General features: G+C 65.7%; 22 protein-coding genes and 3 rRNA genes (1 of these 25 only partly in view). 19 read left to right on the top strand and 6 right to left on the bottom strand.

The genetic code is table 11. From position 1 onward, the window contains the following. The 3 genes from N8888_RS01515 to rrf (N8888_RS01525) form a co-directional block, all read left to right on the top strand. Positions 1-911 (top strand): 23S ribosomal RNA (locus N8888_RS01515); it begins 1,969 nt to the left of the window's first position. Positions 912-1,037: 126 nt separating this feature from the next. Then, a 5S ribosomal RNA gene (rrf, locus tag N8888_RS01520) occupies positions 1,038-1,152 on the top strand. A 132-nt stretch (positions 1,153-1,284) separates the two neighbouring features. Then, a 5S ribosomal RNA gene (rrf, locus tag N8888_RS01525) occupies positions 1,285-1,399 on the top strand. A 146-nt stretch (positions 1,400-1,545) separates the two neighbouring features. Here rrf (N8888_RS01525) and N8888_RS01530 read toward each other — a convergent pair. Continuing rightward, entirely contained in the window at positions 1,546-3,261 is a 1,716-nt protein-coding gene (locus tag N8888_RS01530; RefSeq protein WP_065175456.1) for a M28 family metallopeptidase, read from the bottom strand. Between the two features lie 76 nt (positions 3,262-3,337). After that, the gene (locus tag N8888_RS01535) at positions 3,338-4,000 is read right to left on the bottom strand and encodes a DUF4097 family beta strand repeat-containing protein (protein ID WP_263176927.1); all 663 of its coding nucleotides are present in this window, start codon (positions 3,998-4,000) and stop codon (positions 3,338-3,340) included. Between the two features lie 50 nt (positions 4,001-4,050). On the opposite strand from N8888_RS01535, the gene N8888_RS01540 reads away from it, so the two are divergent. Together N8888_RS01540 and N8888_RS01545 are read left to right on the top strand one after the other, a co-directional pair. Then, positions 4,051-5,394 (top strand): murein hydrolase activator EnvC family protein, encoded by a 1,344-nt coding sequence (locus N8888_RS01540; protein ID WP_428992349.1) that lies wholly within the window; start codon positions 4,051-4,053, stop codon positions 5,392-5,394. A gap of 108 nt (positions 5,395-5,502) precedes the next feature. Next, on the top strand, positions 5,503-6,951 hold the full coding sequence (locus N8888_RS01545) for a S41 family peptidase (RefSeq protein WP_263176930.1): 1,449 nt from the start codon (positions 5,503-5,505) through the stop codon (positions 6,949-6,951). 39 nt (positions 6,952-6,990) lie between these two features. Here N8888_RS01545 and N8888_RS01550 read toward each other — a convergent pair whose 3' ends face one another. Then, positions 6,991-7,683, bottom strand: a complete 693-nt coding sequence (locus N8888_RS01550; RefSeq protein ID WP_053520204.1) for a rhomboid family intramembrane serine protease — start codon at positions 7,681-7,683, stop codon at positions 6,991-6,993. Between the two features lie 226 nt (positions 7,684-7,909). On the opposite strand from N8888_RS01550, the gene N8888_RS01555 reads away from it, so the two are divergent. Next, positions 7,910-9,331, top strand: coding sequence for an outer membrane protein transport protein (locus tag N8888_RS01555; RefSeq protein WP_065175449.1), 1,422 nt, complete (start codon positions 7,910-7,912; stop codon positions 9,329-9,331). Positions 9,332-9,436: 105 nt separating this feature from the next. Beyond that, the gene (pnuC, locus tag N8888_RS01560; RefSeq protein ID WP_065175455.1) at positions 9,437-10,036 is read left to right on the top strand and encodes a nicotinamide riboside transporter PnuC; all 600 of its coding nucleotides are present in this window, start codon (positions 9,437-9,439) and stop codon (positions 10,034-10,036) included. Positions 10,037-10,154: 118 nt separating this feature from the next. On the opposite strand, the gene putA is transcribed toward pnuC, so the two are convergent. Next, on the bottom strand, positions 10,155-13,373 hold the full coding sequence (putA, locus tag N8888_RS01565; protein ID WP_263176933.1) for a bifunctional proline dehydrogenase/L-glutamate gamma-semialdehyde dehydrogenase PutA: 3,219 nt from the start codon (positions 13,371-13,373) through the stop codon (positions 10,155-10,157). 273 nt (positions 13,374-13,646) lie between these two features. Between putA and N8888_RS01570 the strand changes: the two genes are divergently transcribed. The 6 genes from N8888_RS01570 to N8888_RS01595 are packed head-to-tail and all read left to right on the top strand — an operon-like array spanning position 13,647 to position 18,440. Continuing rightward, entirely contained in the window at positions 13,647-14,123 is a 477-nt protein-coding gene (locus N8888_RS01570) for a DUF2244 domain-containing protein (protein ID WP_065182572.1), read from the top strand. 11 nt (positions 14,124-14,134) lie between these two features. Continuing rightward, a complete protein-coding gene (coxB, locus tag N8888_RS01575; protein WP_053519495.1) occupies positions 14,135-15,082 on the top strand; it encodes a cytochrome c oxidase subunit II in 948 nt (315 codons plus the stop codon). Between the two features lie 59 nt (positions 15,083-15,141). Continuing rightward, positions 15,142-16,749, top strand: a complete 1,608-nt coding sequence (gene ctaD / locus N8888_RS01580) for a cytochrome c oxidase subunit I (protein ID WP_053519494.1) — start codon at positions 15,142-15,144, stop codon at positions 16,747-16,749. Positions 16,750-16,757: 8 nt separating this feature from the next. Continuing rightward, the gene (locus tag N8888_RS01585; RefSeq protein ID WP_053519493.1) at positions 16,758-16,964 is read left to right on the top strand and encodes a hypothetical protein; all 207 of its coding nucleotides are present in this window, start codon (positions 16,758-16,760) and stop codon (positions 16,962-16,964) included. Then, positions 16,961-17,551, top strand: coding sequence for a cytochrome c oxidase assembly protein (locus N8888_RS01590; RefSeq protein ID WP_053519492.1), 591 nt, complete (start codon positions 16,961-16,963; stop codon positions 17,549-17,551). The genes N8888_RS01585 and N8888_RS01590 overlap by 4 nt, the downstream gene beginning before the upstream one ends. A gap of 13 nt (positions 17,552-17,564) precedes the next feature. Beyond that, entirely contained in the window at positions 17,565-18,440 is an 876-nt protein-coding gene (locus tag N8888_RS01595; RefSeq protein ID WP_053519491.1) for a cytochrome c oxidase subunit 3, read from the top strand. 21 nt (positions 18,441-18,461) lie between these two features. On the opposite strand, the gene N8888_RS01600 is transcribed toward N8888_RS01595, so the two are convergent. Further along, the gene (locus tag N8888_RS01600; RefSeq protein WP_008264755.1) at positions 18,462-18,680 is read right to left on the bottom strand and encodes a twin transmembrane helix small protein; all 219 of its coding nucleotides are present in this window, start codon (positions 18,678-18,680) and stop codon (positions 18,462-18,464) included. A gap of 57 nt (positions 18,681-18,737) precedes the next feature. Here N8888_RS01600 and N8888_RS01605 point away from each other — a divergent pair, with 57 nt between their 5' ends. The 6 genes from N8888_RS01605 (at position 18,738) to N8888_RS01630 (ending at position 23,637) form a co-directional block, all read left to right on the top strand. Beyond that, positions 18,738-19,451 carry an SURF1 family protein gene (locus N8888_RS01605; protein ID WP_263176938.1) on the top strand — a complete coding sequence of 238 codons (714 nt, stop codon included), beginning with the start codon at positions 18,738-18,740 and terminating at the stop codon, positions 19,449-19,451. Positions 19,452-19,508: 57 nt separating this feature from the next. Next, positions 19,509-20,078 carry a redox-active disulfide-containing membrane protein gene (locus N8888_RS01610; protein WP_053519489.1) on the top strand — a complete coding sequence of 190 codons (570 nt, stop codon included), beginning with the start codon at positions 19,509-19,511 and terminating at the stop codon, positions 20,076-20,078. 10 nt (positions 20,079-20,088) lie between these two features. Beyond that, complete coding sequence (locus N8888_RS01615) at positions 20,089-21,252, top strand: COX15/CtaA family protein (RefSeq protein WP_053519488.1); 1,164 nt, start codon at positions 20,089-20,091, stop codon at positions 21,250-21,252. 4 nt (positions 21,253-21,256) lie between these two features. Next, a complete protein-coding gene (gene cyoE / locus N8888_RS01620; RefSeq protein WP_053519487.1) occupies positions 21,257-22,150 on the top strand; it encodes a heme o synthase in 894 nt (297 codons plus the stop codon). A gap of 336 nt (positions 22,151-22,486) precedes the next feature. Beyond that, a complete protein-coding gene (locus N8888_RS01625) occupies positions 22,487-22,888 on the top strand; it encodes a hypothetical protein (protein WP_263176941.1) in 402 nt (133 codons plus the stop codon). Positions 22,889-22,893: 5 nt separating this feature from the next. Next, positions 22,894-23,637 carry a hypothetical protein gene (locus tag N8888_RS01630; protein ID WP_263176942.1) on the top strand — a complete coding sequence of 248 codons (744 nt, stop codon included), beginning with the start codon at positions 22,894-22,896 and terminating at the stop codon, positions 23,635-23,637. Between the two features lie 96 nt (positions 23,638-23,733). Here N8888_RS01630 and N8888_RS01635 read toward each other — a convergent pair whose 3' ends face one another. After that, complete coding sequence (locus tag N8888_RS01635; protein ID WP_263176943.1) at positions 23,734-24,705, bottom strand: bile acid:sodium symporter family protein; 972 nt, start codon at positions 24,703-24,705, stop codon at positions 23,734-23,736. Positions 24,706-24,732 lie beyond the last annotated feature (27 nt).

Below are 24,732 nucleotides of genomic sequence, written 5' to 3' on the forward strand. Positions count from 1 at the left end.
GTCTCCACCCGAGACTCAGTGAAATTGAAATCGCTGTGAAGATGCAGCGTTCCCGTGGCAAGACGGAAAGACCCCGTGAACCTTTACTATAGCTTTACACTGAACGTTGAGTTCGTCTGTGTAGGATAGGTGGGAGGCTATGAAACCATGGCGCTAGCTGTGGTGGAGCCATCCTTGAAATACCACCCTGTCGTGCTTGACGTTCTAACCTGGGCCCATTATCTGGGTCGGGGACCGTGTATGGTGGGTAGTTTGACTGGGGCGGTCTCCTCCTAAAGAGTAACGGAGGAGCTCGAAGGTACGCTCAGCGCGGTCGGACATCGCGCACTGTGTGCAAAGGCATAAGCGTGCTTGACTGCAAGATCGACGGATCAAGCAGGTAGGAAACTAGGACTTAGTGATCCGGTGGTTCTGTATGGAAGGGCCATCGCTCAACGGATAAAAGGTACTCCGGGGATAACAGGCTGATACCGCCCAAGAGTTCATATCGACGGCGGTGTTTGGCACCTCGATGTCGGCTCATCACATCCTGGGGCTGTAGTCGGTCCCAAGGGTATGGCTGTTCGCCATTTAAAGTGGTACGCGAGCTGGGTTCAGAACGTCGTGAGACAGTTCGGTCCCTATCTGCCATGGGCGTTGGAGATTTGAGAGGGGCTGCTCCTAGTACGAGAGGACCGGAGTGGACGAACCTCTGGTGTTCCGGTTGTCACGCCAGTGGCATTGCCGGGTAGCTATGTTCGGAAGCGATAACCGCTGAAAGCATCTAAGCGGGAAGCGCGCCTCAAGATGAGATCTCCCGGGGCACAAGCCCCCTGAAGGAACCATGTAGACTACGTGGTTGATAGGTCAGGTGTGTAAGTACAGCAATGTATTGAGCTAACTGATACTAATGATCCGTGCGGCTTGACCATATAACCTCAAGTTGCCTTGGCTTTACGACAGCGTCGTAAGAGCATCCAAGTGCACGCTACGTCACAAGAACTATGCGAGGCTGGCGCCTTGTCCCATCGGGACGAGTGCGACTCTCCAAAAGCCTCCCTGGTGAAATTAGCGCTGTGGAACCACCCGATCCCATCCCGAACTCGGAAGTGAAACGCAGCTGCGCCGATGGTAGTGTGGCTCAAGCCATGCGAGAGTAGGTCATCGCCAGGGTTTATACCCAAAAACCCCGCTGCTCACGCAGCGGGGTTTTTCCTTTTAATGAAGGCACTGCATTTTCCGGGTGGCTTCCGCCCAAGGGCAAGATCGCGAAGCTGGCGCCGCAGGCGCTGCTGCAACCGTCTCCCTGGTGAAATTAGCGCTGTGGAACCACCCGATCCCATCCCGAACTCGGAAGTGAAACGCAGCCGCGCCGATGGTAGTGTGGCTCAAGCCATGCGAGAGTAGGTCATCGCCAGGGTTTACACCCAAAACCCCGCTGCTCGCGCAGCGGGGTTTTTCTTTATGCACGGAAAGCGGCCACCGAGCTGCGATCGCACAAAAAAAGCGGCGCCCCGTAGGGCGCCGCTCTGACCTCGATAGCGTTCAGTCGAGCATGGCGCGACGTTAGCGGGCCGGGGTCTTGGCCTTCATCATCGTGTCGCGGGCGGCTTTGAAGGGATTGCCTTCATACCAGTTCGGCCAGCGGTCGCCACCGGCAAGCTCCTTGCCGACGCCGTACATCAGCTGCAGGTCTTCGACAGTGCCGTCCAGCTTCCAGCTGGCCGCATCGAACTCATCTTTCGGGCCATGGTAGCGGTTGGCGCCGTAGTCAGCTGCTGCCTTGCGGCCGGCTTCCACCCCACCTTCGCGCAGATCTTCGCCGCCGTCGGCGTACAGCGCCGGGACGCCTGCCTTGGCGAAATTGAAGTGGTCGGAACGGAAGTAGAAGCCACTCTGTACCGAGCTTTCGCCGTGCAGGGTGCGTCCCTGGGCCGCCGCCAGCGGCTTGAGGATGTCTTCCAGCTCGGAGCTGCCGAAGCCGGTCACCGTCACGTCTTTGGCGCGGCCGGCCACGGACATGGCGTCGATGTTGATGACGCCGGCGATCCTGTCCAGCGGGAAAGTCGGATGCGCAACGTAGTACTTGGAGCCGAGCAGGCCGGATTCCTCCAGGGTCACGGCAAGGAACACCACCGAACGCTCCGGCTTCGGATCCTGGTGGGCCATCGCTTCGGCGACTTCCAGGATGCCTGCCACGCCGGTCGCATTGTCGATCGCACCGTTGTAGATGTTGTCGCCTTCCTCGCCCTCGTGCTTGCCCAGGTGATCCCAATGGGCCATGTACAGCACGGCCTCGTCGGCACGCTTGGTGCCCGGCAGGACGCCGACCACGTTGCGCGACTGCTTCTGTGCGATACGGCTCTTGAGGTCGACGGATGCGGTGGCTTTCAGCGGCACCGGCTTGAAGCCGCGCTTGCTGGCGTCCTTGTAGGCCTGGTCAAGGTCCAGGCCCGCAGCGGCGAACAGCGAGCGTGCGGCGTCGGCGCTCAGCCAGCCCTGCACCGGGATGCGTGCTTCCGGATCGTCCTTGGCCGGCAGGTCGTACTGCGGTCCGGCCCAGGAGTTCTTCACCACATCCCAGCCGTAGGAGGCGCCGGCCGTGTCGTGCACGATCAGGGCCGCGGCGGCGCCCTTGCGTGCGGCCTCCTCGAACTTGTAGGTCCAGCGGCCGTAATAGGTCATGCGCTTGCCGTCGAACAGGGTCTCGTCATCGACGTGGAACCCCGGGTCGTTGACGAACATGACGACCGTCTTGCCCTTCCAGTCCTGGCCGGCATAGTCGTTCCACTTCTGTTCCGGTGCATCGACACCGTAGCCGACGAACACCAGGTCGCTGGCATCGATGCTGATCTCGGCCTGGCCGGTACGCGTGCCGACCACCATGTCAGTGCCGAACTTCAGCTCGGTGGTCTTGCCGCCCTGGTTGATCTTCAGCACGGTGGACTCATCGGCCGTGGTTTCGGTCATCGGCACGTCCTGGAACCAGCTGTCGCCATTGCCTGGCTTCAGGCCGATGCGTTGCATCTGGTCGCGGATGTAGTTGACCGTCAGCTCTTCGCCCTTGCTGCCCGGTGCTCGCCCTTCGAACTCGTCGGAGGCCAGGGTCTTGACCATCTCGGCGAAATCGGCGGCATTGATCTCCGGCGAGAACGCATGGCCCGCGGTCGCGGTGGACGGGGCGGTACTGTCGGTGCCGGCGCTCGGCGCCGGGGAGTCATTGCCTTTGCAGGCACTGAGCGCGGCCGCGGCGGCCAGGCACAGGAGGAGTTTGCGGGGCATCATCGGTTCCTGGGAAACAAGGGAGGGCCGCACGGTGGTGCGGCCGGGAACGGGGAGTATCCCCGAATCGGTGGGCTCAGTCCGCCGGCGCGGTTTCGCTGTCGAACGGAATGGGATCGGCGCCGCTGACCGGGCCGATGCGCGCAGTGCGGTGCACGTACAGCACCACGTCCCGCTCGAAGTGCAGGGCGCCACTGACCACGGCGTTCGGGCCGATGATGACCCGCGGCTTGCGGACGGCCGTCAGCGAGACGCTGAAGCTGGGCTTGCGCACGCGCACGCCGCCGTCGACCTGGGAGCCGATGCCCACGGTGATATCGCCATTGACGGTTTCCACGTCCTTGCTGACGCGGCTCTCGACCAGGCCGATGCCACCGTTGACGGTCTCCACGCCGCCTTCGATCTGGCTGCCGCGATCACTGAAGATGCTGCCATTGACCGTGCTGACGTTGCCGCGCGCGATCACCTCACGGCCCAGGCGCACCCCGCCGTTGACCGTTTCGATGCTGCCGGTACGGGCGCGGTCGGCGACCTTCACCCCACCGTTGACGGTATCGATGCTGCCGGTTTCGCCGCCTTCGCCGACGCGGATGCCGCCGTTGACGGTATCCAGCTTGCCGTAGCGCTGCCCGGCTTCGGCGGTGATGCTGCCGTTGACCTTGCTGATGTTGTCCTGTGCCCAGGCGGGACTGCTGGCCAGCAGCACGCCCAACAGCAGCGGAATGGATCGAATGTTCATGGGTCCCTCGGTGGATGTGCGGCTGGCAGGCCGCGTGCGTTGATGTCACCATTCCCCAATCGCCCCTGCAACTGCCTGAAGTCACTGGAAAGCCCTTGCGCAACAACGCCTTCCCCTCACGCCGACATCACATCGCCGCTGCCCGCGGCGGGCGCTGCCTGCTGCTGGGGCTGGCCTTGGCATTGGCGCTGCCGCTTCCGTCAGGTGCACAGAACACGCGCGAAACGGAGCGCAAGCTGCAGAAGCTGCGCAGCGAGCTGAAGGGCGTCGCGCAGGAGCGCCGCCAGCTTGAGGGCCAGCGTGGCCAGGCATCTCAGCAGCTGCGCGCGGCCGATGAGAAGGTGGCCCGCAGCGGCCGTGTGCTGGCCCAGACCGAGGCGGCGCTGCGCGAGCAGAACCAGGCACTGGCCGAGGCCGAGCGACGTCGCACGACCCTGCAGTCCAACCTGGCGCAGCAGCATCGCGAACTGGCCGGGTTGCTGCGCGCGGCCTATCAGCTGGGCAACCACGCCCCGCTCAAGCTGCTGCTGTCACAGGACACGGTGGCCGATGCCAACCGTGCACTGGCCTACCACCGGTACCTGCAGCGCGAGCGCGCGCAGCGCATCACCGCATTGACTGCCGATCTCAAGGAACTGGAGGCGCTGCAGGCACAGATTGCCGAACGCCAGCAGCAGCTGCAGGGGACCCAGCGCGAGCAGAAGCAGCAGGCGGCTGCGCTGGCGGCCGATCGTCGCGAACGTGCGCAGACCGTGGCCTCGCTGGACGAACGCTTCAAGGACCGGCGCGAGAAGGAACAGGCATTGGGGCAGGATGCCAAGGCACTGGAAACCCTGCTGGCCAATCTGCGCGCGGCCGCAGCGCGGGCCGAAGCCGAGCGTCGCGCGGCAGCGCGCCGGGCTGCCGCGGAGAAGGCCGCCGCCGAACGCGCTGCACGCCAGGCCGCCGCCGAAGGCCGACCGCCGCCGGCGACCAAGGTGCCGCCGGCCGTGGCATCGGCGCCGGCACCGAAGGTGGGGGGACTGGGGTGGCCGCTGTCGGGCAATCTGCTGGCACGCTATGGCGGCAAGCTGCCAGATGGCCGCACCAGCAGCGGCGTGCTGATCGGTGCCCCGGCCGGCAGCACGGTGACCGCGGTAGCCGATGGCACGGTCGTCTTCTCCGATTGGATGACCGGTTACGGCATGATCCTGATCGTCGATCACGGCAACGGCTACATGAGCCTCTATGCGCATAACGACACGCTGCTGAAGGATGCAGGTGCGCGGGTCAGCCGTGGCGATGCGGTCGCCAAGGTCGGCAACTCCGGCGGCCAGGGCGTGACCGCACTGTATTTCGAGCTGCGTCGTGGCGGGCAGCCGGTCAATCCAGACAGCTGGCTGCAGCGCCGCTGAACCCGGGGCCTGCACGGACTGCGTGGGTTCAACGGGAATTTAGCTGTGCTTCGCGCATAATCGGTGCCTGTGCCTTGGGCACGATGCCACCGTCGACAGGAGTGCTCCATGCGCGCAGCCCGTACCGCCACCCTCTTGCTGGCCCTGTTGCCAGCGCTGTCCTGGGCGCAGCAGACCGCGCCGGCCCCGACCGCTGCGAACAGCGGGCAGGCGGCGAGCAGCGAGGAGGCGGTGACCTCGAAGGTGCCGCTGGAAGACATCCGCCGTTTCGTGGCGGTGTACAACGCGGTGCGCGCGGCCTATGTCGACCCGGTCGACGACAACAAGCTGATGCAGTCGGCGGTCAGTGGCCTGCTGCTCGACCTCGACCCTCACAGCACGTATTTCAACAAGGAAGATGCGCAGGCCTTCGACGAGCAGGCCTCCGGTGCCTACGAGGGCATCGGCGTCGAGCTGCAGCAGCAGCCGGACAACGCCAGCATGAAGGTGATCGCGCCGATCGATGACACGCCGGCGGCCAAGGCCGGCATCCTCGCGGGCGATCTGATCATCGCCATCGATGGCAAGCCGATCAGTGCGATCGATGCCAGTGAGCCGCTGCGGGGCCCGGCCGGCAGCAAGGTGGTGCTGACCATCGTGCGCGACGGCCGGCCGAAGCCTTTCGATGTCAGCCTGACCCGGCAGACGATCCGCGTCACCAGCGTGCGTAGCCGCCTGCTGGAACCGGGCTATGGCTACATCCGCCTGAGTACCTTCCAGGCCGACACCGGTTCGGATTTCCAGAAGCATGTGCAGCAGCTGCAGAAGCAGTCCGGTGGAACGCTGAAGGGGCTGGTGCTGGACCTGCGCAGCAATCCGGGTGGCCTGCTGACCGCCGCTGTGCAGGTGGCCGACGATCTGCTGGACAAGGGCAACATCGTCAGTACGCGGGGCCGCATCAGCATCAGCGATGCGCGTTTCGACGCCACGCCGGGCGACCTGTTGAAGGGCGCACCGGTGGTGGTGCTGGCCGATGCGGGTTCGGCCAGCGCCTCGGAAGTGCTGGCCGGTGCATTGCGCGACAATGGCCGCGCACGCGTGGTTGGCAGCCGCACGTTCGGAAAGGGCTCGGTGCAGACCGTGCTGCCGCTGGACAACGGCGATTCGGTGAAGCTGACCACGGCGCGCTATTACACGCCCAGCGGCAAGTCGATCCAGGCCACCGGCATCGTGCCGGATGTGGAGCTCAAGCCTGCGCCGCGCCCTGAGGATGACGCGCTGCCGGCCAGCCTGAGCGACTACAGCGAAGCCACCCTGCCGGGTCATCTGCGCGGCGACGATGAAGGAACCGAAGGTTATCGGGCAGGCGCGGTGTTGCCGGGCGATGGCCCGATCAACGATGCGCTCGCCGAACTGAAGCATCCCGGTTCGGTGGCCGCGCGACTGAAGGCCGAAGCCGCGAAGGCGGAAGCGGAAAAGGCCGCCGACGCGGCGACCGCCAAGCCGGAAGCAAAGCCGGAAGCAAAGCCGGAAGCAAAGCCGGAAGCAAAGCCGAGCCCGGCCCCGGCAAAGCCCTGAGGCAGCGCCGGGCCACGCCCGGCGGCGCCGGCCGGTTGCCTAGAACCCGTGCCGCTTGCGCAGGCGGCGCGCGATCGCTGCGCGCACGTACACGCCATACACCACGCCGAACACGAAGCCGCCGATGTGGGCCCACCAGGCCACCATGCCGAAGGTCGGGCCGATATAGGCGAACACCACCTGCAGTGCTGCCCATACGCCGATCAGCAGATAGGCCGGGGCGCGTACGAACTCCAGGAACAGGCCGAGGGGAATCACCACGCCCAGTCGCGCGCCCGGGAACAGGGCCAGGTAGGCGCCGATCAGGGCCGACACCGCGCCGCTGGCACCGATGATGATCTGGTCCGGGCTGCCCATGGTGTAGATCGCCACCAAGTTGGAGACCGCGCCGCCGACCAGGAACAGCAGCAACAGGCGCCATGGCCCCAGTACCCGCTCTGCCGGCAGGCCGAAGATCAGCAGGAAGACCAGATTGCCCAGCAGGTGCGACCAGTCCGCATGCAGGAACAGGGCTGTGAACAGGCGCAGCACGCTGCCGTCCTGCAGGGTGGCCCACCAGTCCAGCGGATGGGTCAGCCCGGTGGAGAGCGCGCCCCAGTCGAGCCACAGGCTGCCCCTGGCATCATCCGGCCGTGAGATCGACCACAGGAAAGCCAGCCACAGTGCCGCAAACAGCACGGGTGTGGCCCAGCGCAGGGCGGCCTTCTTGCGCGACGGAAGGGAAACGAACATGGCGACAAGCCTAGCGCGCCGGGCTCCATGGCGGGGGCGCTCCTGTTCAGGTTTTGCGACGAAAAAAGCGCCGCCGCTGTTATTGTTTCATTAACGGCTCTGGGTAATACTCGCATACGGCGTCGTATGTCGGGAGGGGAATCCGGCGCGCTCCGATGGGCCCCAGGGCCTGCCGGGCGCAGGCGCACTCAGAGCAACATCACCGCTTACCGGAGAGAGAACTACGATGCAAACCGCTTCCACCATTGCCCGTCTGACCCTGCTGGCCGTCGGCGTTGCCGGTGCGCTGGCCGCCGCCGACGCCAACGCTGCTGCCTTCCAGCTGAAGGAAAACAGCGCCAAGGGCCTGGGCCGCGCCTTCGCCGGCTCCACCTCGACCGAAGGTGACGCCTCGGTCATCGCCACCAACCCGGCCTCCATGCGCCTGCTCGACGGTACCCTGCTGCAGGGCGACGTCAGCGCCATCAGCTTCGGTGCCAAGTTCCGCGGCCGTGGCGAATACGGCAACGGCGCGCCGATCTCGGGTGGCAACGGCGGCGACGCCGGCATGATCGCCCCGGTCCCGGCGGCCTACTTCCACCTGCCGTTCGGCGAGAACGAGAACATGCACTTCGGTGCCTCGCTGACCGTTCCGTTCGGCTTCAAGACCGAATACGACCGTGACTGGGTCGGCCGCTACAACGGCGTCAAGACCGAACTGCAGGCGATCGACCTGGGCGTCGCGTTCTCGTACGACGTCAACCCGTACCTGTCGTTTGGTGCTTCGGTGTTCGCCGAGCGCCTGAACGTTGACCTGACCAGCGCCGTCGACACCGGCACCGCGATCAACGCCACGGCCCAGCGCCAGGCTGCCGCCCGCGTGCTGCAGGCCGGCGGTACTCCGGCCCAGGCCGCTGCCGCTTCGCAGGCTGCTGCCCGCCAGGCGGCCCAGCTGGGCTTCGCTCCGGGCACCGCTGATGGCTACCTGCGCATCAAGGGTGACGAAGTGTCGGTCGGCTATACCCTGGGCATGACCGTCAGCCCGGTGGAAGGCACCAACATCGCCTTCAGCTACCGCTCGGAGGTCGAACACAAGATCACCGACGGCACCGCCGACTTCACCATTCCGCAGAATGCCGCGGCCTTCCTGGCCAATACCGGTACCTTCATCGACAGCAACGGCCGCGCCACCATCACCCTGCCGGCCAGCGCGACCGTCGGCATCACCCATCGGGTGAACGACCAGTGGCAGGTCATGGCTGAAGTCACCCGTACTGCCTGGAGCAAGTTTGACCAGGTCACCGTCGACTATGACTCCAACCAGCCGGACAGCGTGCTGCCGTTCCACTACCGCGATACCACCTTCGCGGCAATCGGTACCGATTACAAGGTCAACGACAAGCTGACCCTGCGCGGCGGCCTGGCCTACGATCAGACCCCGACCACCTACGAGCACCGTGACGTCCGCGTGCCGGACACCACCCGCAAGTGGCTGTCGCTGGGTATGACCTACGCAGCGTCGGACAAGCTGGAGTACAGCGTGGGCTACACCCACCTGTTCACCAAGGATCCGGACATCTACTCGACCTCGGCGACGGCCAACACCGTCATCGGCAAGTACAAGGTCAGTGGCGACGTGCTGGCCGCATCGCTGCAGTACAAGTTCTGATCCAGGCTTCGGCCTCATCCAGTACACGAAGGGCCCCGCGCAAGCGGGGCCTTTTGTTTGTGCAGCGCGCATCCACGCGGGCTGTGGATCTACGACAATGGCCGCATGAACCTGTCCGATCCGAACTTCCAGCTGGAGCTGGCCGCCAACGTAGCGGTCGCAGGCTCGATCCTGCTGGCGGGACGCAACAACGTCCACACCTGGTGGCTGGGCATTGTCGGCTGCGCGTTGTTCGCCGTTGTCTTCGAGCGCTCACACCTGTTCGCCGACATGGTGCTGCAGTTCTTCTTCATCGCCATCAGCGTGCTGGGATGGTGGCAATGGCTGCGTGGCAACCACGGCGCACCGCTGCCGATCACCTCGCTGCGCCCGCGCACGGGAATGTGGCTGCTGCCGACGGCGGCCCTGGCCACGTTCGGCTACGGCTGGATGCTGACCCGCCTGACCCACGCCTATGCGCCCTACGTCGATTCGGCGGTACTGGTGCTGAGCGTGATCGCGCAGATCCTGATGATGCGCCGCAAGCTGGAATCGTGGTGGGTGTGGCTGCTTGTCAACACGATCGCCGTGCCCCTGTACTACAGCCGTGGCCTGCACCTGACGTCGATCCTGTACGTCGGTTTCTGGATCAATGCACTGGTGGCGTTGCGCCACTGGCGCAATCTGATGCGTGCCGAGGCCACGGCGGCACCTGGCTCCCTGTAGCGCCGAGCCCACGCTCGGCTGCGCCGGAAAAGCCAAGCGCGGGCTCGGTTCTACAGCAAGCGAGGCACGAAAAACCCCGCTTCCGCGGGGTTTTTCGTTGACCACATCAACCCGGTGATCAGTCGCCCAGCGTCAGCAGCGAGGCGTTACCACCAGCGGCCGTGGTGTTCACCGTGACGGTCTTCTCGGTGGCAAAGCGCAGCAGATAATGTGGGCCACCGGCCTTCGGTCCGGTGCCGGACAGGCCCTGGCCGCCGAATGGCTGCACACCGACCACTGCACCGATCTGGTTGCGGTTGACATACACATTGCCGACCTGGATGCCGTTGGTGATGCGATCGACGGTCTCGTCGATGCGCGAGTGCACGCCCAGGGTCAGGCCGTAGCCGGTGGCATTGATCTGCTCGATCACCGCGTCCAGCTGCTCACCCTTCCAGCGGATGACGTGCAGGACCGGCCCGAAGATCTCCTTCTGCAGCTGGCCCAGGTTCTTCAGTTCGTACGCGCGCGGTGCGAAGAAGGTGCCGTGGGCAGCCTCGGCGGACAGTTCAGCCGCAGCGATCAGGCGCGCTTCGCGGTCCATGCGTTCGGCATGGTCCTGCAGGATCTTCAGCGCATCGGCGTCGATCACCGGGCCGACGTCGGTGGACAGCAGGCCGGGGTCGCCGACCTTCAGTTCCTTCATGGCGCCGGCCAGCATGGTCATCACCTTGTCGGCGATGTCGTCCTGCACGAACAGCACGCGTGCGGCCGAGCAGCGCTGGCCGGCCGAGGTGAAGGCCGAGCCGATCGCATCCTTGACCAGCTGTTCCGGCAGCGCCGAGGAGTCGGCGATGAAGGCGTTCTGGCCACCCGTCTCGGCGATCAGCACGCCGATGGCGGCATCACGCGCGGCCATCGCGCGGTTGATCGCACGTGCGGTGTCGGTGGAGCCGGTGAAGGCCACGCCCGCCACGCGCGGATCGGCGGTCAGCGCCGCGCCGACGGTGGCACCATCGCCCGGCAGGAACTGCACCACCTCGGCCGGCACGCCGGCGTCATGCAGCAGCTTCACGGCGTAGTAGCCGACCAGGTTGGTCTGCTCTGCCGGCTTGGCGATGACGCTGTTGCCGGCAGCCAGTGCGGCGGCCACCTGGCCCAGGAAGATCGCCAGCGGGAAGTTCCACGGGCTGATGCAGACAAACACGCCACGGCCGTGCAGCTGCAGCTCGTTGGATTCGCCGGTGGGGCTCGGCAGCTTCTCGGCATGTCCGAACTGCTCGCGTGCCTGCTTGGCGTAGTAGCGCAGGAAGTCGACCGCTTCACGCACTTCGGCAATGCTGTCGGGCAGGCTCTTGCCGGCTTCCTTCACGCACAGCGCCATGAACTCGGGCATGCGTGCTTCGAGCTGGTCGGCGGCGTGCTCGAGAATGGCGGCGCGGCTTGCTGCCGGGGTGCGGTTCCAGGCCGGCTGCGCGGCCACGGCATTGGCCAGCGCCTTCTGCACGGTGGCGGTATCGGCGGGCAGCCACTGGCCGACCACTTCGCGGGTATCGGCGGGGTTGGTTACCGGTTGCGGCGCGCCTGCGGGGGTCGCACCCGGCACCAGCGGCGCGGCCTGCCACGGCTTCACTGCCGCGTTGAGCTGCCCGGCCAGGGCGCGCAGTTCGTTGTCGTTGGCGAGATTGGCGCCCATGGAGTTCTTCCTGTCGTGGTTCTGGCTGCGCAGCAGGTCAACCGGCAGCGGGATCTTGGGATGCGGAATCGATTCGAACGAGGACACCATCTCGACCGGATCGCGGATCAGATCGGAGATCGGCACGCGTTCGTCGGTGATGCGGTTGACGAAGCTGGAGTTGGCGCCGTTTTCCAGCAGGCGCCGCACCAGGTACGGCAGCAGATCCTCATGCGATCCGACCGGCGCATAGACGCGGCAGGGAAGGCCGAGACGATCGGCCGGCACCACTTCGGCGTAGAGATCGTCGCCCATGCCGTGCAGCTTCTGGTGCTCGTACACGCCGCCGTTGGCAATGCTGCGCACGGCCGCGATGGTGTGCGCGTTGTGGGTGGCGAACATCGGGTAGATCGCATCGGCATGTGTGAACAGACGCTTGGCACAGGCCAGGTAGGACACGTCGGTGTTCTGCTTGCGGGTGAACACCGGGTAGCCCGGGTAGCCCTCGATCTGCGCGCGCTTGATCTCGGCATCCCAGTAGGCGCCCTTGACCAGGCGCACCTGCAGGCGGCGACCGGCACGGCGGGCCATGTCGGCCAAGTGGTCGATCGTGTACGGGGTGCGCTTCTGGTAGGCCTGCACCACGACGCCGAAGCCGTCCCAGCCGGCCAGCGAGGCGTCGCAGAACACCTGCTCGATGATGTCCAGCGAAAGCTCGAGGCGGTCGGACTCCTCGGCGTCGACGGTGCAGCCGATGCCGTAGCTCTTGGCCAGCTGCGCCAGTTCCAGCACGCCCGGCACCAGGTCCTTCAGCACGCGCTCGCGCTTGGCATGTTCGTAGCGAGGGTACAGCGCCGACAGCTTGATCGAGATGCCCGGTGCGTTGTTGACGTCGCCGTCGGGACGGCCACCGCGTGCCTTGTGGTCACCGCCGATGGCGTGGATCGCACGACGGTAGTCTTCCAGATAGCGCAGCGCATCCTTCATGGTCAGGGCACCTTCGCCCAGCATGTCGAAGGAATAGCGATAGCTGGCGTTGTCGCCCTTGTGCGAACGCGCGAGCGCCTCGCTGATGGTGCGGCCCATGACGAACTGATGGCCCATGATCTTCATCGCCTGGCGCACGGCCAGGCGGATCACCGGCTCACCCACGCGTCCGACCAGGCGCTTGAACGCGCTGGGTGCGTCGGCACGGGTGGCATCGTTCATCTGCACCAGCTTGCCGGTCAGCATCAGGCCCCAGGTGGAGGCATTGACCAGTACCGAGTCACTGCCGCCCAGGTGCTTTTCCCAGTCGGCGTCGGCCAGCTTGTCGCGGATCAGTTTGTCGGCGGTGTCCTGGTCCGGAATGCGCAGCAGCGCTTCGGCCACGCACATCAGCAGTACGCCTTCCTCGCTGCCCAGATCGTACTGGCGCATGAAGGCTTCGATCGCGCCCTGGTCCTTGGCGCGCACGCGCACGCGGCCGACCAGATCGGCGGCCAGCGCCTGCACCCGGGCCTGTTCCTCGGCGGGCAGGCGGGCCTGCGCCAGCAGCTCACGGACGTGGCTGGCCTCGTCCTTCAGCCAGGCGTCGGTAATGGCCTGGCGGAACGGGTTGGGGGACGCCGGCAGTTCCGGCGACAGCAGCGCGCCATGACGCGGGGCGTCGTGGGCGGCAAGGGAGGAGGAGGGTGCGTTCATGCCGGTCCGGCCAATGGAAAACTTGGCGATTTTAATCATTTTTGCGCCCTCCGGAAGTGCCCCGCGGCCGCCTTCGTGAATGCTGATAGCCCCTAACGGTGGTGGATTCAGCGTGTTCAGCAAGCGCGACACTATTTGTGCTGAATTCGTCATTTGCGGCGCCGGGCGAATGCTGTATTGCAGCATGGCAAAAAGTGTGAATGCACCCTTGCTACCGGTGAGACGGCGGGGCTACCATCGAGACGTTTCCCGCGGCAGGAACGCGGTTGCGACATGATCGAGGTGCTTCCAGCTCCAGATGGGTCAGGTACGCAGCTGCGGCTGCGTCCCCCACGGGCGCTCGATGCCCGGCAGTTCGTCCTGTTGTTCACCGTGTTGTCGGGAGCGATGTGGCTGGTCTCCGCCCTGGGGTGGTTGGCCGGCAATGCATTCGCCCCCCTGTTCGCGCTGCTGTACAGCCTGTTGCTGGCAGCCGCGTTACGTGCCCTGTGGCGCAGCGGCGAACGGCAGGAGGAAATCCGGGTAGTGCCGGCGTATGTGGAGGTCATCCCCGTACCCGGTGGATTGCCGGTGTTCCGGGCTCACCCGCATTGGGTGCGCCTGCTCGCCGACGATGAGAGGGTCCGGCTTGCGTCCAGCGGCCGGCAGGTGGAGGTGGGGAGTTTCCTCGCGCCGGCCGAACGTCAGACGCTCGCAGAGACACTTGAAGGCTTGCTCGCCGCCAGCGATGGCGGCAACCGACGACGCTAAGGGTCTAGGCAATGAAGCAAAGCAGCAGGTGGGGCACGAAGTGCGTTGCAATGGCCGCCGCAGTGGTGGCCGGGGGATGGGTTCCGGCGATGGCATGGGCCCAGGCGGCCGATCCCAAGCCGTGGCAGCTGAACATGGGCAAGGGGGTAACCCAGACCTCGCGCCTGGCCTGGGAGTCGAACAATCTCTCGCTGATCGTCTGCACGGTGATCGGCGTGATCGTGTTCGGGGCGATGGCCTACGCCATCTTCAAGTTCCGCAAATCCAAGGGGGCGGTCGCAGCCACCTTCAGCCACAACACCAAGGCCGAGATCATCTGGACGGTGATCCCGGTGATCATCCTGGTGGTGATGGCATGGCCGGCCACGGCCAACCTGATCAAGATGTACGACACCCGCGATGCCGAGATGACGGTGAAGGTCACCGGCTACCAGTGGATGTGGAAGTACGAGTACCTGGGCGAGAACGTCACCTTCACCAGCCGCCTGGACCGCGAGTCGGACCGCATGCGGCAGAGTGGCAAGGTGCCGACGCGCGAGAGCCATCCCCACTACCTGCTGGATGTCGACAACCGGCTGGTGCTGCCGGTCGATACCAAGGTCCGTTTCGTCATCACCTCCGACGACGTGATCCACGCCTGGTGGGTGCCGGCGCTGGGCTGGAAGCAGGATGCCATTCCCGGCTTCATCAACGAGGCCTGGACCAGCATCGAGCAGCCGGGCGTCTATCGCGGGCAGTGCGCTGAACTGTGCGGCAAGGACCACGGATTCATGCCGATCGTGGTCGAGGCCGTATCCAAGGAGGAGTTCAGGCAGTGGCTGGCGCAGCGCAAGCCGGCACCGCCGGCCGCAGCCCCGGCCGAACCGGCTGCGCCTGCGGCGGAGACGCCTGCCGCGCCGGCCGAACCTGCCGCCGCCGAAGCGGGTGCCGCCCCTGCCACCGCGGCCAGCGGCGCGTGATGTAAATCCCGCGGCCGCCTGCGGCCGTGGCGACAACCGATTCTGAGAGGTGTTTTGCAATGGCGCACTCGGCAGTTGGGCACGACGATCACCACCACCACCCGGGTTTCTTCGAGCGTTGGTTCTTCTCGACCAACCACAAGGACATCGGCACCCTGTATCTGCTTTTCAGCTTCATCATGTTCATCATCGGCGCGGCGATGAGCGTGATCATCCGCGCCGAGCTGATGCAGCCGGGCCTGCAGTTCGTCAGGCCGGAAACCTTCAACCAGCTCACCACCGTGCACGCACTGGTGATGATCTTCGGCGGAGTGATGCCGGCCTTCGTCGGCCTGGCCAACTGGATGGTGCCGTTGCAGATCGGTGCGCCGGACATGGCCCTGCCACGCATGAACAACTGGTCGTTCTGGCTGCTGCCGGTGGCCTTCAGCCTGCTGCTGCTCACCTTCCTGCTGCCCGGAGGTGCGCCGGCCGGTGGCTGGACGTTGTATCCGCCGCTGTCGCTGCAGGGCGGCTACAACGTGGCCTTCACTGTGTTCGCCATCCACGTGGCCGGCATCAGTTCGATCATGGGCGCGATCAACATCATCGCCACCGTGCTCAACATGCGCGCGCCGGGCATCGACCTGCTGAAGATGCCGATCTTCTGCTGGGCCTGGCTGATCACCGCCTTCCTGCTGATCGCGGTGATGCCGGTGCTGGCCGGTGCGGTGACCATGCTGTTGACCGACAAGTTCTTCGGCACCAGCTTCTTCAACGCCGCCGGTGGCGGTGACCCGGTGATGTTCCAGCACATCTTCTGGTTCTTCGGCCACCCCGAGGTGTACATCATGATCCTGCCCGCCTTCGGCGTGGTCAGCGAGATCATTCCCACCTTCAGCCGCAAGCCCCTGTTCGGCTACCAGGCGATGGTGTACGCCACGGCTGCGATCGCCTTCCTGTCGTTCATCGTCTGGGCCCACCACATGTTCACCGTGGGCATGCCGCTGGGCGGCGAGATCTACTTCATGTTCGCCACCATGCTGATCTCGATCCCGACCGGCGTGAAGGTCTTCAACTGGGTCAGCACGATGTGGCGTGGCTCGCTGACGTTCGAGGCGCCGATGCTGTGGTCGGTGGCCTTCGTCATCCTGTTCACCATTGGCGGCTTCTCCGGTCTGATGCTGGCCATCGTCGCCGCCGACTTCCAGTACCACGACACCTACTTCGTCGTTGCCCACTTCCACTACGTGCTGGTGACCGGTGCGGTGTTCGCGCTGATTGCCGCGGTGTACTACTGGTGGCCGAAGTGGACCGGTCGCATGTACAGCGAGAAGTGGGCCAAGGTGCACTTCTGGTGGTCGATCGTGTTCGTCAACCTGCTGTTCTTCCCGCAGCACTTCCTCGGCCTGGCCGGGATGCCGCGCCGTATTCCCGATTACAGCGTGGCGTTCGCCGACTGGAACCTGATCAGCTCGATCGGCGCATTCGGTATGTTCGTCACGCCCTTCATGATGGCGGCGATCCTGCTGTCCTCGCTGCGCAATGGCGAGAAGGCGGCCGATCGGTCCTGGGAAGGTGCGCGTGGCCTGGAGTGGACGCTGCCGTCGCCGGCACCGGCCCATACCTTCACCACCCCGCCGATCCTGCGCCCGGGCGATCTGGCGCATGACGACATCACGCATTGAGGTGGGGCATGCATAACGAGAGCCCGCTCCAGACCTGTAGAGCCGAGCCCGGCTCGGCTGTCGAAGAGCAGCCGGGCAGGGCCCGGCTGTACGGCGGCGAGACTCAGGGCATCGAACAGCAGCGCCGGCGTGCCCGGCGCACGGCGGTCGTGGTGGGCGCCATCGCCGTACTGGTCTATGCCACCTTCATTCTCAGCGGGGTGATCGGACGATGAGCCCGACACCGGCCAGCACACCGTCGCCCAGCGCCGGCCTGCCGCGCCTGATCGGCGTTGCCGTGGCCGTGTTCCTGCTGACCTTCTCGCTGGTGCCGCTGTATCGCATCGCGTGCGAGAAGGTGTTCGGCGTGCGCCTGGAGCGCGGCCCGGGCAGCGAGGCCAGCGTGGGGGCTGCCACCGCAAAGCGCACCGTGCGGGTGGAGTTCGATGGCGGGGTCAATTCGCGGCTGCCATGGGCATTCCATCCCGAGCAGCTGACCATGGACGTGGTGCCCGGTGAGCTGAACGAGGCGCTGTACTACGCCCGCAATGACGGCCCACAGGCGATCGTCGGTAGTGCGGTGCCCTCGGTCGCGCCAGCACGTGCCTCCGGATTCTTCAGCAAGACCGAGTGCTTCTGCTTCACCGCGCAGACGCTGCAGGCCGGCGAGAAGCGCGACATGCCGGTGCGCTTCATCGTCGATCCGGATCTGCCGCCGGAAATCAAGACGATCACCCTGTCCTACACCTTCTACCGCAACGACGCGCTGTCCGATCGGCTGGCTCCGGCCGCCACTTCGGAAGGCGCGCACGCCGCTCCCTGACCCGGATAACGACATGGCCCAGACACCGACCGACGCCAACGTGTACTTCGTCCCGGCCCAGAGCAAATGGCCATTCGTGGGCTCCATCGCGATGATGGTGACCATGGTGGGCGTGGCCAGCTGGCTCAACGATGCCAGCTGGGGGCGCTGGACGTTCTACATCGGCATCGCGATGCTGGTGCTGACCCTGTTCTGGTGGTTCAGCGACGTGGTGCGCGAATCGCAGGCCGGCAACTACAACCGCCAGGTCGATGGTTCGTTCCGGATGGGGATGGTCTGGTTCATCTTCTCCGAGGTGATGTTCTTCGGCGCATTCTTCGGCGCACTGTTCTACACCCGCCACCTGGGCCTGTCCTGGCTCAGCGGCGAGGGCCGCGGGGTGATGACCAACGAGCTGCTGTGGCAGGGCTACTCCGCGGGATGGCCTACCAACGGCCCGGCGGCGATCGGCGGGGCCTTCCAGACCATTCCGGCCTGGGGCCTGCCGTTGATCAATACGCTGATCCTGCTGACTTCCGGCGTGACGCTCACCATCGCCCACCATGCGCTGAAGGCCGGGCACCGTCGCCAGTTGCTGGTCTGGCTGGGCCTGACCGTGGCGCTGGGCCTGGGCTTCCTTGCCCTGCAGGCGGAGGAGTACATCCACGCCTACAAGGAGCTGAACCTGACGCTCGGCTCGGGCATCTACGGGTCGACGTTCTTCATGCTGACCGGTTTCCACGGTGCGCATGTGCTGCTGGGCACGATCATGCTGATCGTGATGTGGCTGCGCTCGGCAAAGGGGCACTTCACCCGCGACAACCATTTCGCGTTCGAAGCCGCTGCGTGGTACTGGCACTTCGTCGACGTGGTGTGGCTGATGCTGTTCCTGTTCGTCTACGTGCTGTAAGCGCCGGTGCCGGTGGCGTACTCAGCCACCGATGCCGTGCGGTTTGATCCAGCCCATGTAGATGCTCACGATCACCAGTACGATCAACGCCACCGACACCGCGATGCGGCGCGTCAGTGCGTTGACCGTGCGCTTGGTCTGGCCCCGGTCGACCAGCAGGTAGTACAGCCCGGCGCCCAGGTTCCAGACGATGACGATCAGAAACGCGATCACCAGCAGGGTCTTCAGCGAATCACTCATGCGCGGCTCGAGGGCAGGGTGGATGTGCCTATCTGACCGCGTTTGCGCGGACTTGTCATGATGCGCCAGCACACGCGGGTGATCGGCTGGCTGCTGGCGCTGGTGGCGATCACGGGATTCACCGCGCTGGGGCTGTGGCAGTTGCAGCGCATGCATGCAAAGCAGGCCATGCTGGATGCGCAGGGCCCCGCTGCGGCGCAGGCACTTCCGCTGGCGCAGGCACTGGCGGCGCCGGGCGCGCTGCATGGCGTGGCCGACCATGGCCGCTTCCTGCCGGGTGTGGTGCTGCTGGACAACCAGACCCGGCACGGCCGGGCCGGGGTGAAGATCTATCGCCCCTTCCGCAGCGACGGCGGCAGCGTGCTGCTGGTCGACCTCGGCTGGCGCGCGCTGCCCGCCGACCGCACGCTCCCCGACCTGCCGCCGCCGCCTTCGCCGGTGGCCGTGCGCGGGCTGCTGGCGCCGCCGCCGTCGGCAGGGTTGGCGCTGGGCCCGGCGTTCTCTGCAACCGGTGAGGCGCAGCGCTGGCTGGCCAGCCGGCTGCCTGCCGAGGGCCTGGCGACGGCGCTGGGGCTGCCTGCACTGCCGGAGCGCGTGCTGCGGCTTGATCCGGCGCTGCCCTTCGGTGATGAACGCGACCTCGATCTGCTGCCGAACACGCTGCCCCCGCAGCGCCACCTGGGCTACGCCGTGCAATGGTTCGGCCTGGCGCTGACCGTGCTGGTGGTCGCGCTGGTGCTGGAATGGCGCAGCAGGCGCGTTCCACGCTAGCGCCGGCCCGACTTCGGGCGCCCGGCATCCCCTGTCCAACCATGAGAAAATGCCCGCATGAACACTGCTACATCCCCGCAGGCGCGCGGTTCCGGTCGCCGGACCCTGGTGCTGTTGTTCGCCGTGTTCTTCGGGGCAATGGCGCTGGCGGCCGTGCTTCGCTTCTCCGGATGGCAGCCCACCGGCCACCGCAACAGTGGACAGCTGCTCAAACCCCCGGTGGACCTGCGCCAGCAGCCACCGACCCTGGCCGACGGCACGGCCTATCCCTGGAATCCGGAGGCGCGCACCTGGCGCCTGCTGGTGGCACCGGCCGGTGCCTGCGACGCGCAGTGCGTCACTTTGTCGCAGGGACTGGGCAAGGTGTGGCAGCTGTTCGGCCATAACGCCGATAATGTCGAGATCCTGTGGCTGGGTCCGCCACCGGCGTCGATCGCCTCGCTGCCCGCGCTGCGGCCGCTGGCACCGTCGCCAGCGCTGCGCGCGGCCCTGCCCGGCGTCGACGATCCGGCTGGCCTGCCGGTCTACGTGATCGATCCGAACGGTTTCGTGATCATGCGCCATGCCCCGGGCAGCGACCTCGGGGGCCTGCGCAAGGACATGGCCACGTTGCTGAAACTGAAGTGAGTCCTGTTTGATGAGCCTTTCCGCGCGTCCGGCGCTGCACCGCAATTTCCACCGCCTGGCGTGGTTCGCCATGATCATGACCGCGAGCACGATCATGTTCGGTGCCTTCGTCCGTCTGTCCGATGCGGGGCTGAGCTGCCCGGACTGGCCGACCTGCTATGGCCGCGCGACCTGGCCGCAGCACATCGAGGAGACGGTTGGCCACCCGGCCGCCGACATCCGTCCGCTGGAAACGCACAAGGCCTGGCGCGAGCAGGTTCACCGCTTCCTGGCCGGCGCGCTGGGCATCGAGATCCTGACCCTGGCCCTGCTGGCCACGCGCAGGCGCCGGTTCGGAACCACGGCGGTCGTCACCGCCTGCGTGCTGGTGGCTGCCGGCATACCGTTGTACATGATGGGCTGGCATGCAACGGCCAGTGCCCTGGCCCTGAGTGGTGAGGCGATACTGCTGATTGCCGCCTTGCGCTGGAACAACATCGATCTGGCGCGCGCGGCGGTACTGACCCTGGCGGTGGTGATCTTCCAGGCCCTGCTGGGCATGTGGACGGTGACGCTGCTGCTGAAGCCGATCGTGGTGATGGGCCACCTGCTGGGCGGCATGCTGATGTTCGGCCTGCTGGTGTGGCTGGCGTGGCGGGCCACGCATCTGCCGATCACGCTGGCCGAGGCGCCCAGGCTGAAGTGGCTGCTGCGTGCCGCCGTGGTCGTGCTGGTCACCCAGATCGCACTGGGCGGCTGGGTCAGTGCCAACTATGCGGCGCTGGCCTGCGGCGGCGGCAGCGCCTCGCTGGACAACTTCCCACGCTGTGCCAACCAGTGGTGGCCGCAGCACAACTTCGTCGAAGGCTTCACCCTGTGGCGTGGCATCGGCGTGGACTACGAAGGGGGCGTGCTCGATGGCGCCTCGCGTATCGCCATCCAGCTGGCGCATCGCCTGTTTGCCATCGTGGTGGCTGCCTACCTGCTGTGGCTGGGCGTGCGCCTGTTCCGCCTGCCGAGCATGCGGGGCTGGGCGACTGCGCTGATCGTGCTGCTGGTGCTGCAGGTCACCCTCGGCATCCTCAACGTGAAGCTGGCGCTGCCGCTGGAAGTGGCGGTGGCGCACAACGGCGTGGCCGTTGCCCTGTTGTTCGTGCTGGTCAGCCTGCTGGCCCGCCTGCGTGCCCCGGACTGATCCGATGTTCTCCAATTACCGCCAGTACTGGGACCTGACCAAGCCCAAGGTCGTCGCCCTGATCGTGTTCACCGCCCTGGTGGGCATGGTCCTGGCCATTCCAGGCGTGCCCAGCTGGGAACAGGTACGCGCGGGCCTGCTCGGCTTCCTCGGCATCTGGCTGGCGGCCTCGGCTGCGGCTGCGATCAACCAGCTGCTGGATGCGCACATCGATGCGCAGATGGCGCGCACCTCGTGGCGGCCGCTGGTGGTCGGCAAGGTCAAGCCGTGGCAGGTGCTGGTGTTCGCCGGCGCGCTGATCGTGCTGTCGATGACGATCCTGGTGCTGTGGGTGAACGTGATCACCGCCGTGCTGACCTTCGCTTCGCTGATCGGTTATGCGGTGATCTATACGGTCTACCTCAAGCGTGCGACCTCGCAGAACATCGTCATCGGTGGTCTGGCCGGCGCGATGCCACCGATGCTGGGCTGGGCCGCCGTCACCGGAATGCAGGGCTCTTCGGACTGGGCGTACTCGTCGCTGCTGGTGCTGATCATCTTCATCTGGACGCCGCCGCATTTCTGGGCGCTGGCGATCTTCCGCCGCGAGGACTACGCCAAGGCGAAGATCCCGATGCTGCCGGTGACCCACGGCGTGGTGCATACCCGCAGGCAGATCATGGTGTATTCGGTGGTGCTGGCCCTGGTCTGCCTGCTGCCCTATCTGGTGGGCATGAGCGGACCGTTCTACCTGGGCGGTGCGATCGTGCTCAACGCGGTGTTCCTCTGGTATGCGTGGCGCATGCTGGATCCGCCGGATGAGCTGTTCTCGATGAAGATGTTCCAGTACTCCATCGTCTATCTGATGGCGCTGTTCGCCTTCCTGCTGATCGACCACTGGATCCTGCCCTGGTTGTAACGGGCGCCTGCCGCCGGGCATGGCCCGGCGCTACCGCATGCCGGAAAGAGGCGGGCGCATCAGCCGGATGCATGACGGCCGTCGCAGTGAGGACATGCTTGACCTGATCGAGGCGGCACGCGTGCTGCGCAGCCACGCCGTGCGTGGACGGTCTTCCACAGAACTCCGTGCGTTCAATGTCGGGTTCCGCTCGCCGGAGGCGGCACTTTGCCAACCCGCCGAGCCGCTACGGTGTAGGGATCTGCCGCGCTGCTGACTCACCGCCGGCAGTGGATCACAGATACGGATGGATTCGGCAGGCGGGATGGTCGAATGTGGATACACAGGATTTGCGAGATGAATCGCAATTCTGTGGAGCTATCAATGAGATGCCATGTTTCTCTGCCCATCGTTCTCTGTGCTGCGCTTGCGTGCTTGGCCGGCAATGCAACAGCAGAAGTAAAAGCACTGAGTTGGGCCAACTGCATTGGATTCGTCAATGAATCCGTTACCTACGAACGGCCCCAGTTCCGCAACTTCCAGGGCTCTACCGCATCCAGGCATATCCCGCTTGGAAACATCGAGCCGAAGCATGTCCTTGCTGCTCCCAACAATGGACTGTACTCCTGGCGCTTCCACGCAGGCGATGGCACCGATCCGGAACGGATGGTTGTTCATGGTTACCACACATGGGTGCTGGGCGGGCGTGTATTCACCCAGTCCACGAGCGCGGTCGACTGCCAACTTTCGGAGTGGTGAGCATCATGAAAAGCGTTTGCTTTCTTGCAACCTCACTGCTGATGTCGATGTCGGCCCAGGCATCGCAGACCGATGCAACTCCTGATCCGGTGGGACGTTGGCTACATCAACGTGCCATGCAAGCTGCAATGCAGGAGGCCTCGATGACGAGAGGGTCGTCCGTAGGCGCTGGCAGCTACCAGATCGTGCGACTGGCAGACCTGGATGCCCCCGAAGCGGTGAAGCATCAGCTTCGCACGGACATGGACCGGTCAGCGGGTGTGGTGCAGGTTGCAGAAGGGAACATCCCAACGCGGGCCGAACTGCTGGCCGCCTTGCCCCGCCGATATCGCTCGGCGTCGGAACTACGCCAGCGCCTGCCACAGCCACCCAGCAGCTTGGAAGCAAGCCTCCTGGGACCGGCGGAGCTGATCGGTATGGAGTCCAGTGGCGTGCTGGATGGAAGCAGGTCGTCGGGGCTGAGCCGTTTCTTCCAGCTGGAAGGCGTCGGCATCGTGGAGTTCAGCGAGAACAACTTCCTCGCTGCGGGCACGCATATCGAGGTCATCGCCGAGGCGCAGAACACAACAGTAAAGGGCGCGCTCGCGCACTTGAAGAAGAGCGTTGACAGCGCTGGCCGTACCCGCGTCGAGCTTGTCTGGACGGGAGACAGCAAGACCTTCAGCCTGATCGCAACCGGGGAGCGCGGCACCGACGTAGAGCGTAACGCCCGATTGCTGCACGACATCGCTGCCGCCATCGTGGATTAGCGACGGCGCGAGGGGCGTCCACACGTGGCGTGGCATCAGCCGAGCATGGGCTCTGCTCTGCAGTAGTTCCACGCCATGTGTGGATGAATTTCCGGGTCAGGAGCTGCGCCGTGCGTAGCGCTGCGCGATCACACCGCAGACGATCAGCTGGATCTGGTGATAGATCATCACCGGCAGCACGATGGCACCGAGGCTGCCGCCGGCGAACAGCACCTTGGCGATCGGCACGCCGGTGGCCAGGCTCTTCTTGGAGCCGCAGAACACGATGGCGATCTCGTCCTCGCGGTTGAAGTGCAGGCGACGGGCGATGAAGGTGATCAGCGGCATGGCGATACCGAGCAGGACGGCAGCTACCACGGCCACTGCCAGCAGCGACAGCAAGGGGGTCTTGCTCCAGAGCCCTTCGGTGACGGCTTCGCCGAACGCCGAATACACGACCAGCAGGATGGTGGCCTGGTCGGTGTAGCGCAGCAGCGCGCGCTGCTTCTCGACCCAGCCGGCGATCCACGGGCGCAGCAGGTGGCCGGCCACGAACGGCACCAGCAGCTGCAGCATGATGCCGCCGATCGCATGCAGCGGGTCGTGCACGCCGCCGGAGGTGCCGGCCAGCGCGGTCAACAGCAGCGGCGTGAGGAACACACCGAGGATGCTCGACAGCGATGCGCTGCAGACGGCCGCCGGCACATTGCCGCGCGCCATCGAGGTGAAGGCGATGGACGACTGCACGGTGGAGGGCAGGGTGCACAGGAACAGCACGCCCAGGTACAGCTCCGGGGTCAACAGCCAGCCCGACAGCGGCTTGAACATCAGGCCCAGCATCGGGAACAGCAGGAAGGTGCAGGCGAGAATGGTCAGATGCAGGCGCCAGTGCAGCATGCCGCCGATGATCGATTCGCGCGGCAGGCGCGCCCCGTGCAGGAAGAACAGCGCGGCGATGGCGACCGTGGTGACATCGTCCAGGACGATGGCGGCGGCGCCCTTCATCGGCAGCAGCGAGGCCAGGCCGACGGTGCACAGCAGGGCCAGGGTGAAGTTGTCCGGTCGCAGGCGCGACCACCAGCGGGTCATGGGGGGCAGACTCCTTGGTGTGGAGGG

It is taken from the genome of Stenotrophomonas maltophilia (assembly GCF_025642255.1).
Taxonomy (GTDB): domain Bacteria; phylum Pseudomonadota; class Gammaproteobacteria; order Xanthomonadales; family Xanthomonadaceae; genus Stenotrophomonas; species Stenotrophomonas maltophilia_P.

Coding starts and splice junctions, on each gene's coding strand:
- coxB (WP_053519495.1), top strand. CDS start 14,135: ATGAAGCAAAGCAGCAGGTGGGGCACGAAGTGCGTTGCAATGGCCGCC.
- cyoE (WP_053519487.1), top strand. CDS start 21,257: ATGTTCTCCAATTACCGCCAGTACTGGGACCTGACCAAGCCCAAGGTC.
- N8888_RS01570 (WP_065182572.1), top strand. CDS start 13,647: ATGATCGAGGTGCTTCCAGCTCCAGATGGGTCAGGTACGCAGCTGCGG.
- N8888_RS01555 (WP_065175449.1), top strand. CDS start 7,910: ATGCAAACCGCTTCCACCATTGCCCGTCTGACCCTGCTGGCCGTCGGC.
- putA (WP_263176933.1), bottom strand. CDS start 13,373: ATGAACGCACCCTCCTCCTCCCTTGCCGCCCACGACGCCCCGCGTCAT.
- N8888_RS01615 (WP_053519488.1), top strand. CDS start 20,089: ATGAGCCTTTCCGCGCGTCCGGCGCTGCACCGCAATTTCCACCGCCTG.
- N8888_RS01550 (WP_053520204.1), bottom strand. CDS start 7,683: ATGTTCGTTTCCCTTCCGTCGCGCAAGAAGGCCGCCCTGCGCTGGGCC.
- N8888_RS01590 (WP_053519492.1), top strand. CDS start 16,961: ATGAGCCCGACACCGGCCAGCACACCGTCGCCCAGCGCCGGCCTGCCG.
- N8888_RS01535 (WP_263176927.1), bottom strand. CDS start 4,000: ATGAACATTCGATCCATTCCGCTGCTGTTGGGCGTGCTGCTGGCCAGC.
- N8888_RS01585 (WP_053519493.1), top strand. CDS start 16,758: ATGCATAACGAGAGCCCGCTCCAGACCTGTAGAGCCGAGCCCGGCTCG.
- N8888_RS01605 (WP_263176938.1), top strand. CDS start 18,738: ATGATGCGCCAGCACACGCGGGTGATCGGCTGGCTGCTGGCGCTGGTG.
- N8888_RS01530 (WP_065175456.1), bottom strand. CDS start 3,261: ATGCCCCGCAAACTCCTCCTGTGCCTGGCCGCCGCGGCCGCGCTCAGT.
- N8888_RS01630 (WP_263176942.1), top strand. CDS start 22,894: ATGAAAAGCGTTTGCTTTCTTGCAACCTCACTGCTGATGTCGATGTCG.
- N8888_RS01600 (WP_008264755.1), bottom strand. CDS start 18,680: ATGAGTGATTCGCTGAAGACCCTGCTGGTGATCGCGTTTCTGATCGTC.
- N8888_RS01625 (WP_263176941.1), top strand. CDS start 22,487: ATGAATCGCAATTCTGTGGAGCTATCAATGAGATGCCATGTTTCTCTG.
- N8888_RS01595 (WP_053519491.1), top strand. CDS start 17,565: ATGGCCCAGACACCGACCGACGCCAACGTGTACTTCGTCCCGGCCCAG.
- pnuC (WP_065175455.1), top strand. CDS start 9,437: ATGAACCTGTCCGATCCGAACTTCCAGCTGGAGCTGGCCGCCAACGTA.
- N8888_RS01635 (WP_263176943.1), bottom strand. CDS start 24,705: ATGACCCGCTGGTGGTCGCGCCTGCGACCGGACAACTTCACCCTGGCC.
- N8888_RS01610 (WP_053519489.1), top strand. CDS start 19,509: ATGAACACTGCTACATCCCCGCAGGCGCGCGGTTCCGGTCGCCGGACC.
- ctaD (WP_053519494.1), top strand. CDS start 15,142: ATGGCGCACTCGGCAGTTGGGCACGACGATCACCACCACCACCCGGGT.
- N8888_RS01545 (WP_263176930.1), top strand. CDS start 5,503: ATGCGCGCAGCCCGTACCGCCACCCTCTTGCTGGCCCTGTTGCCAGCG.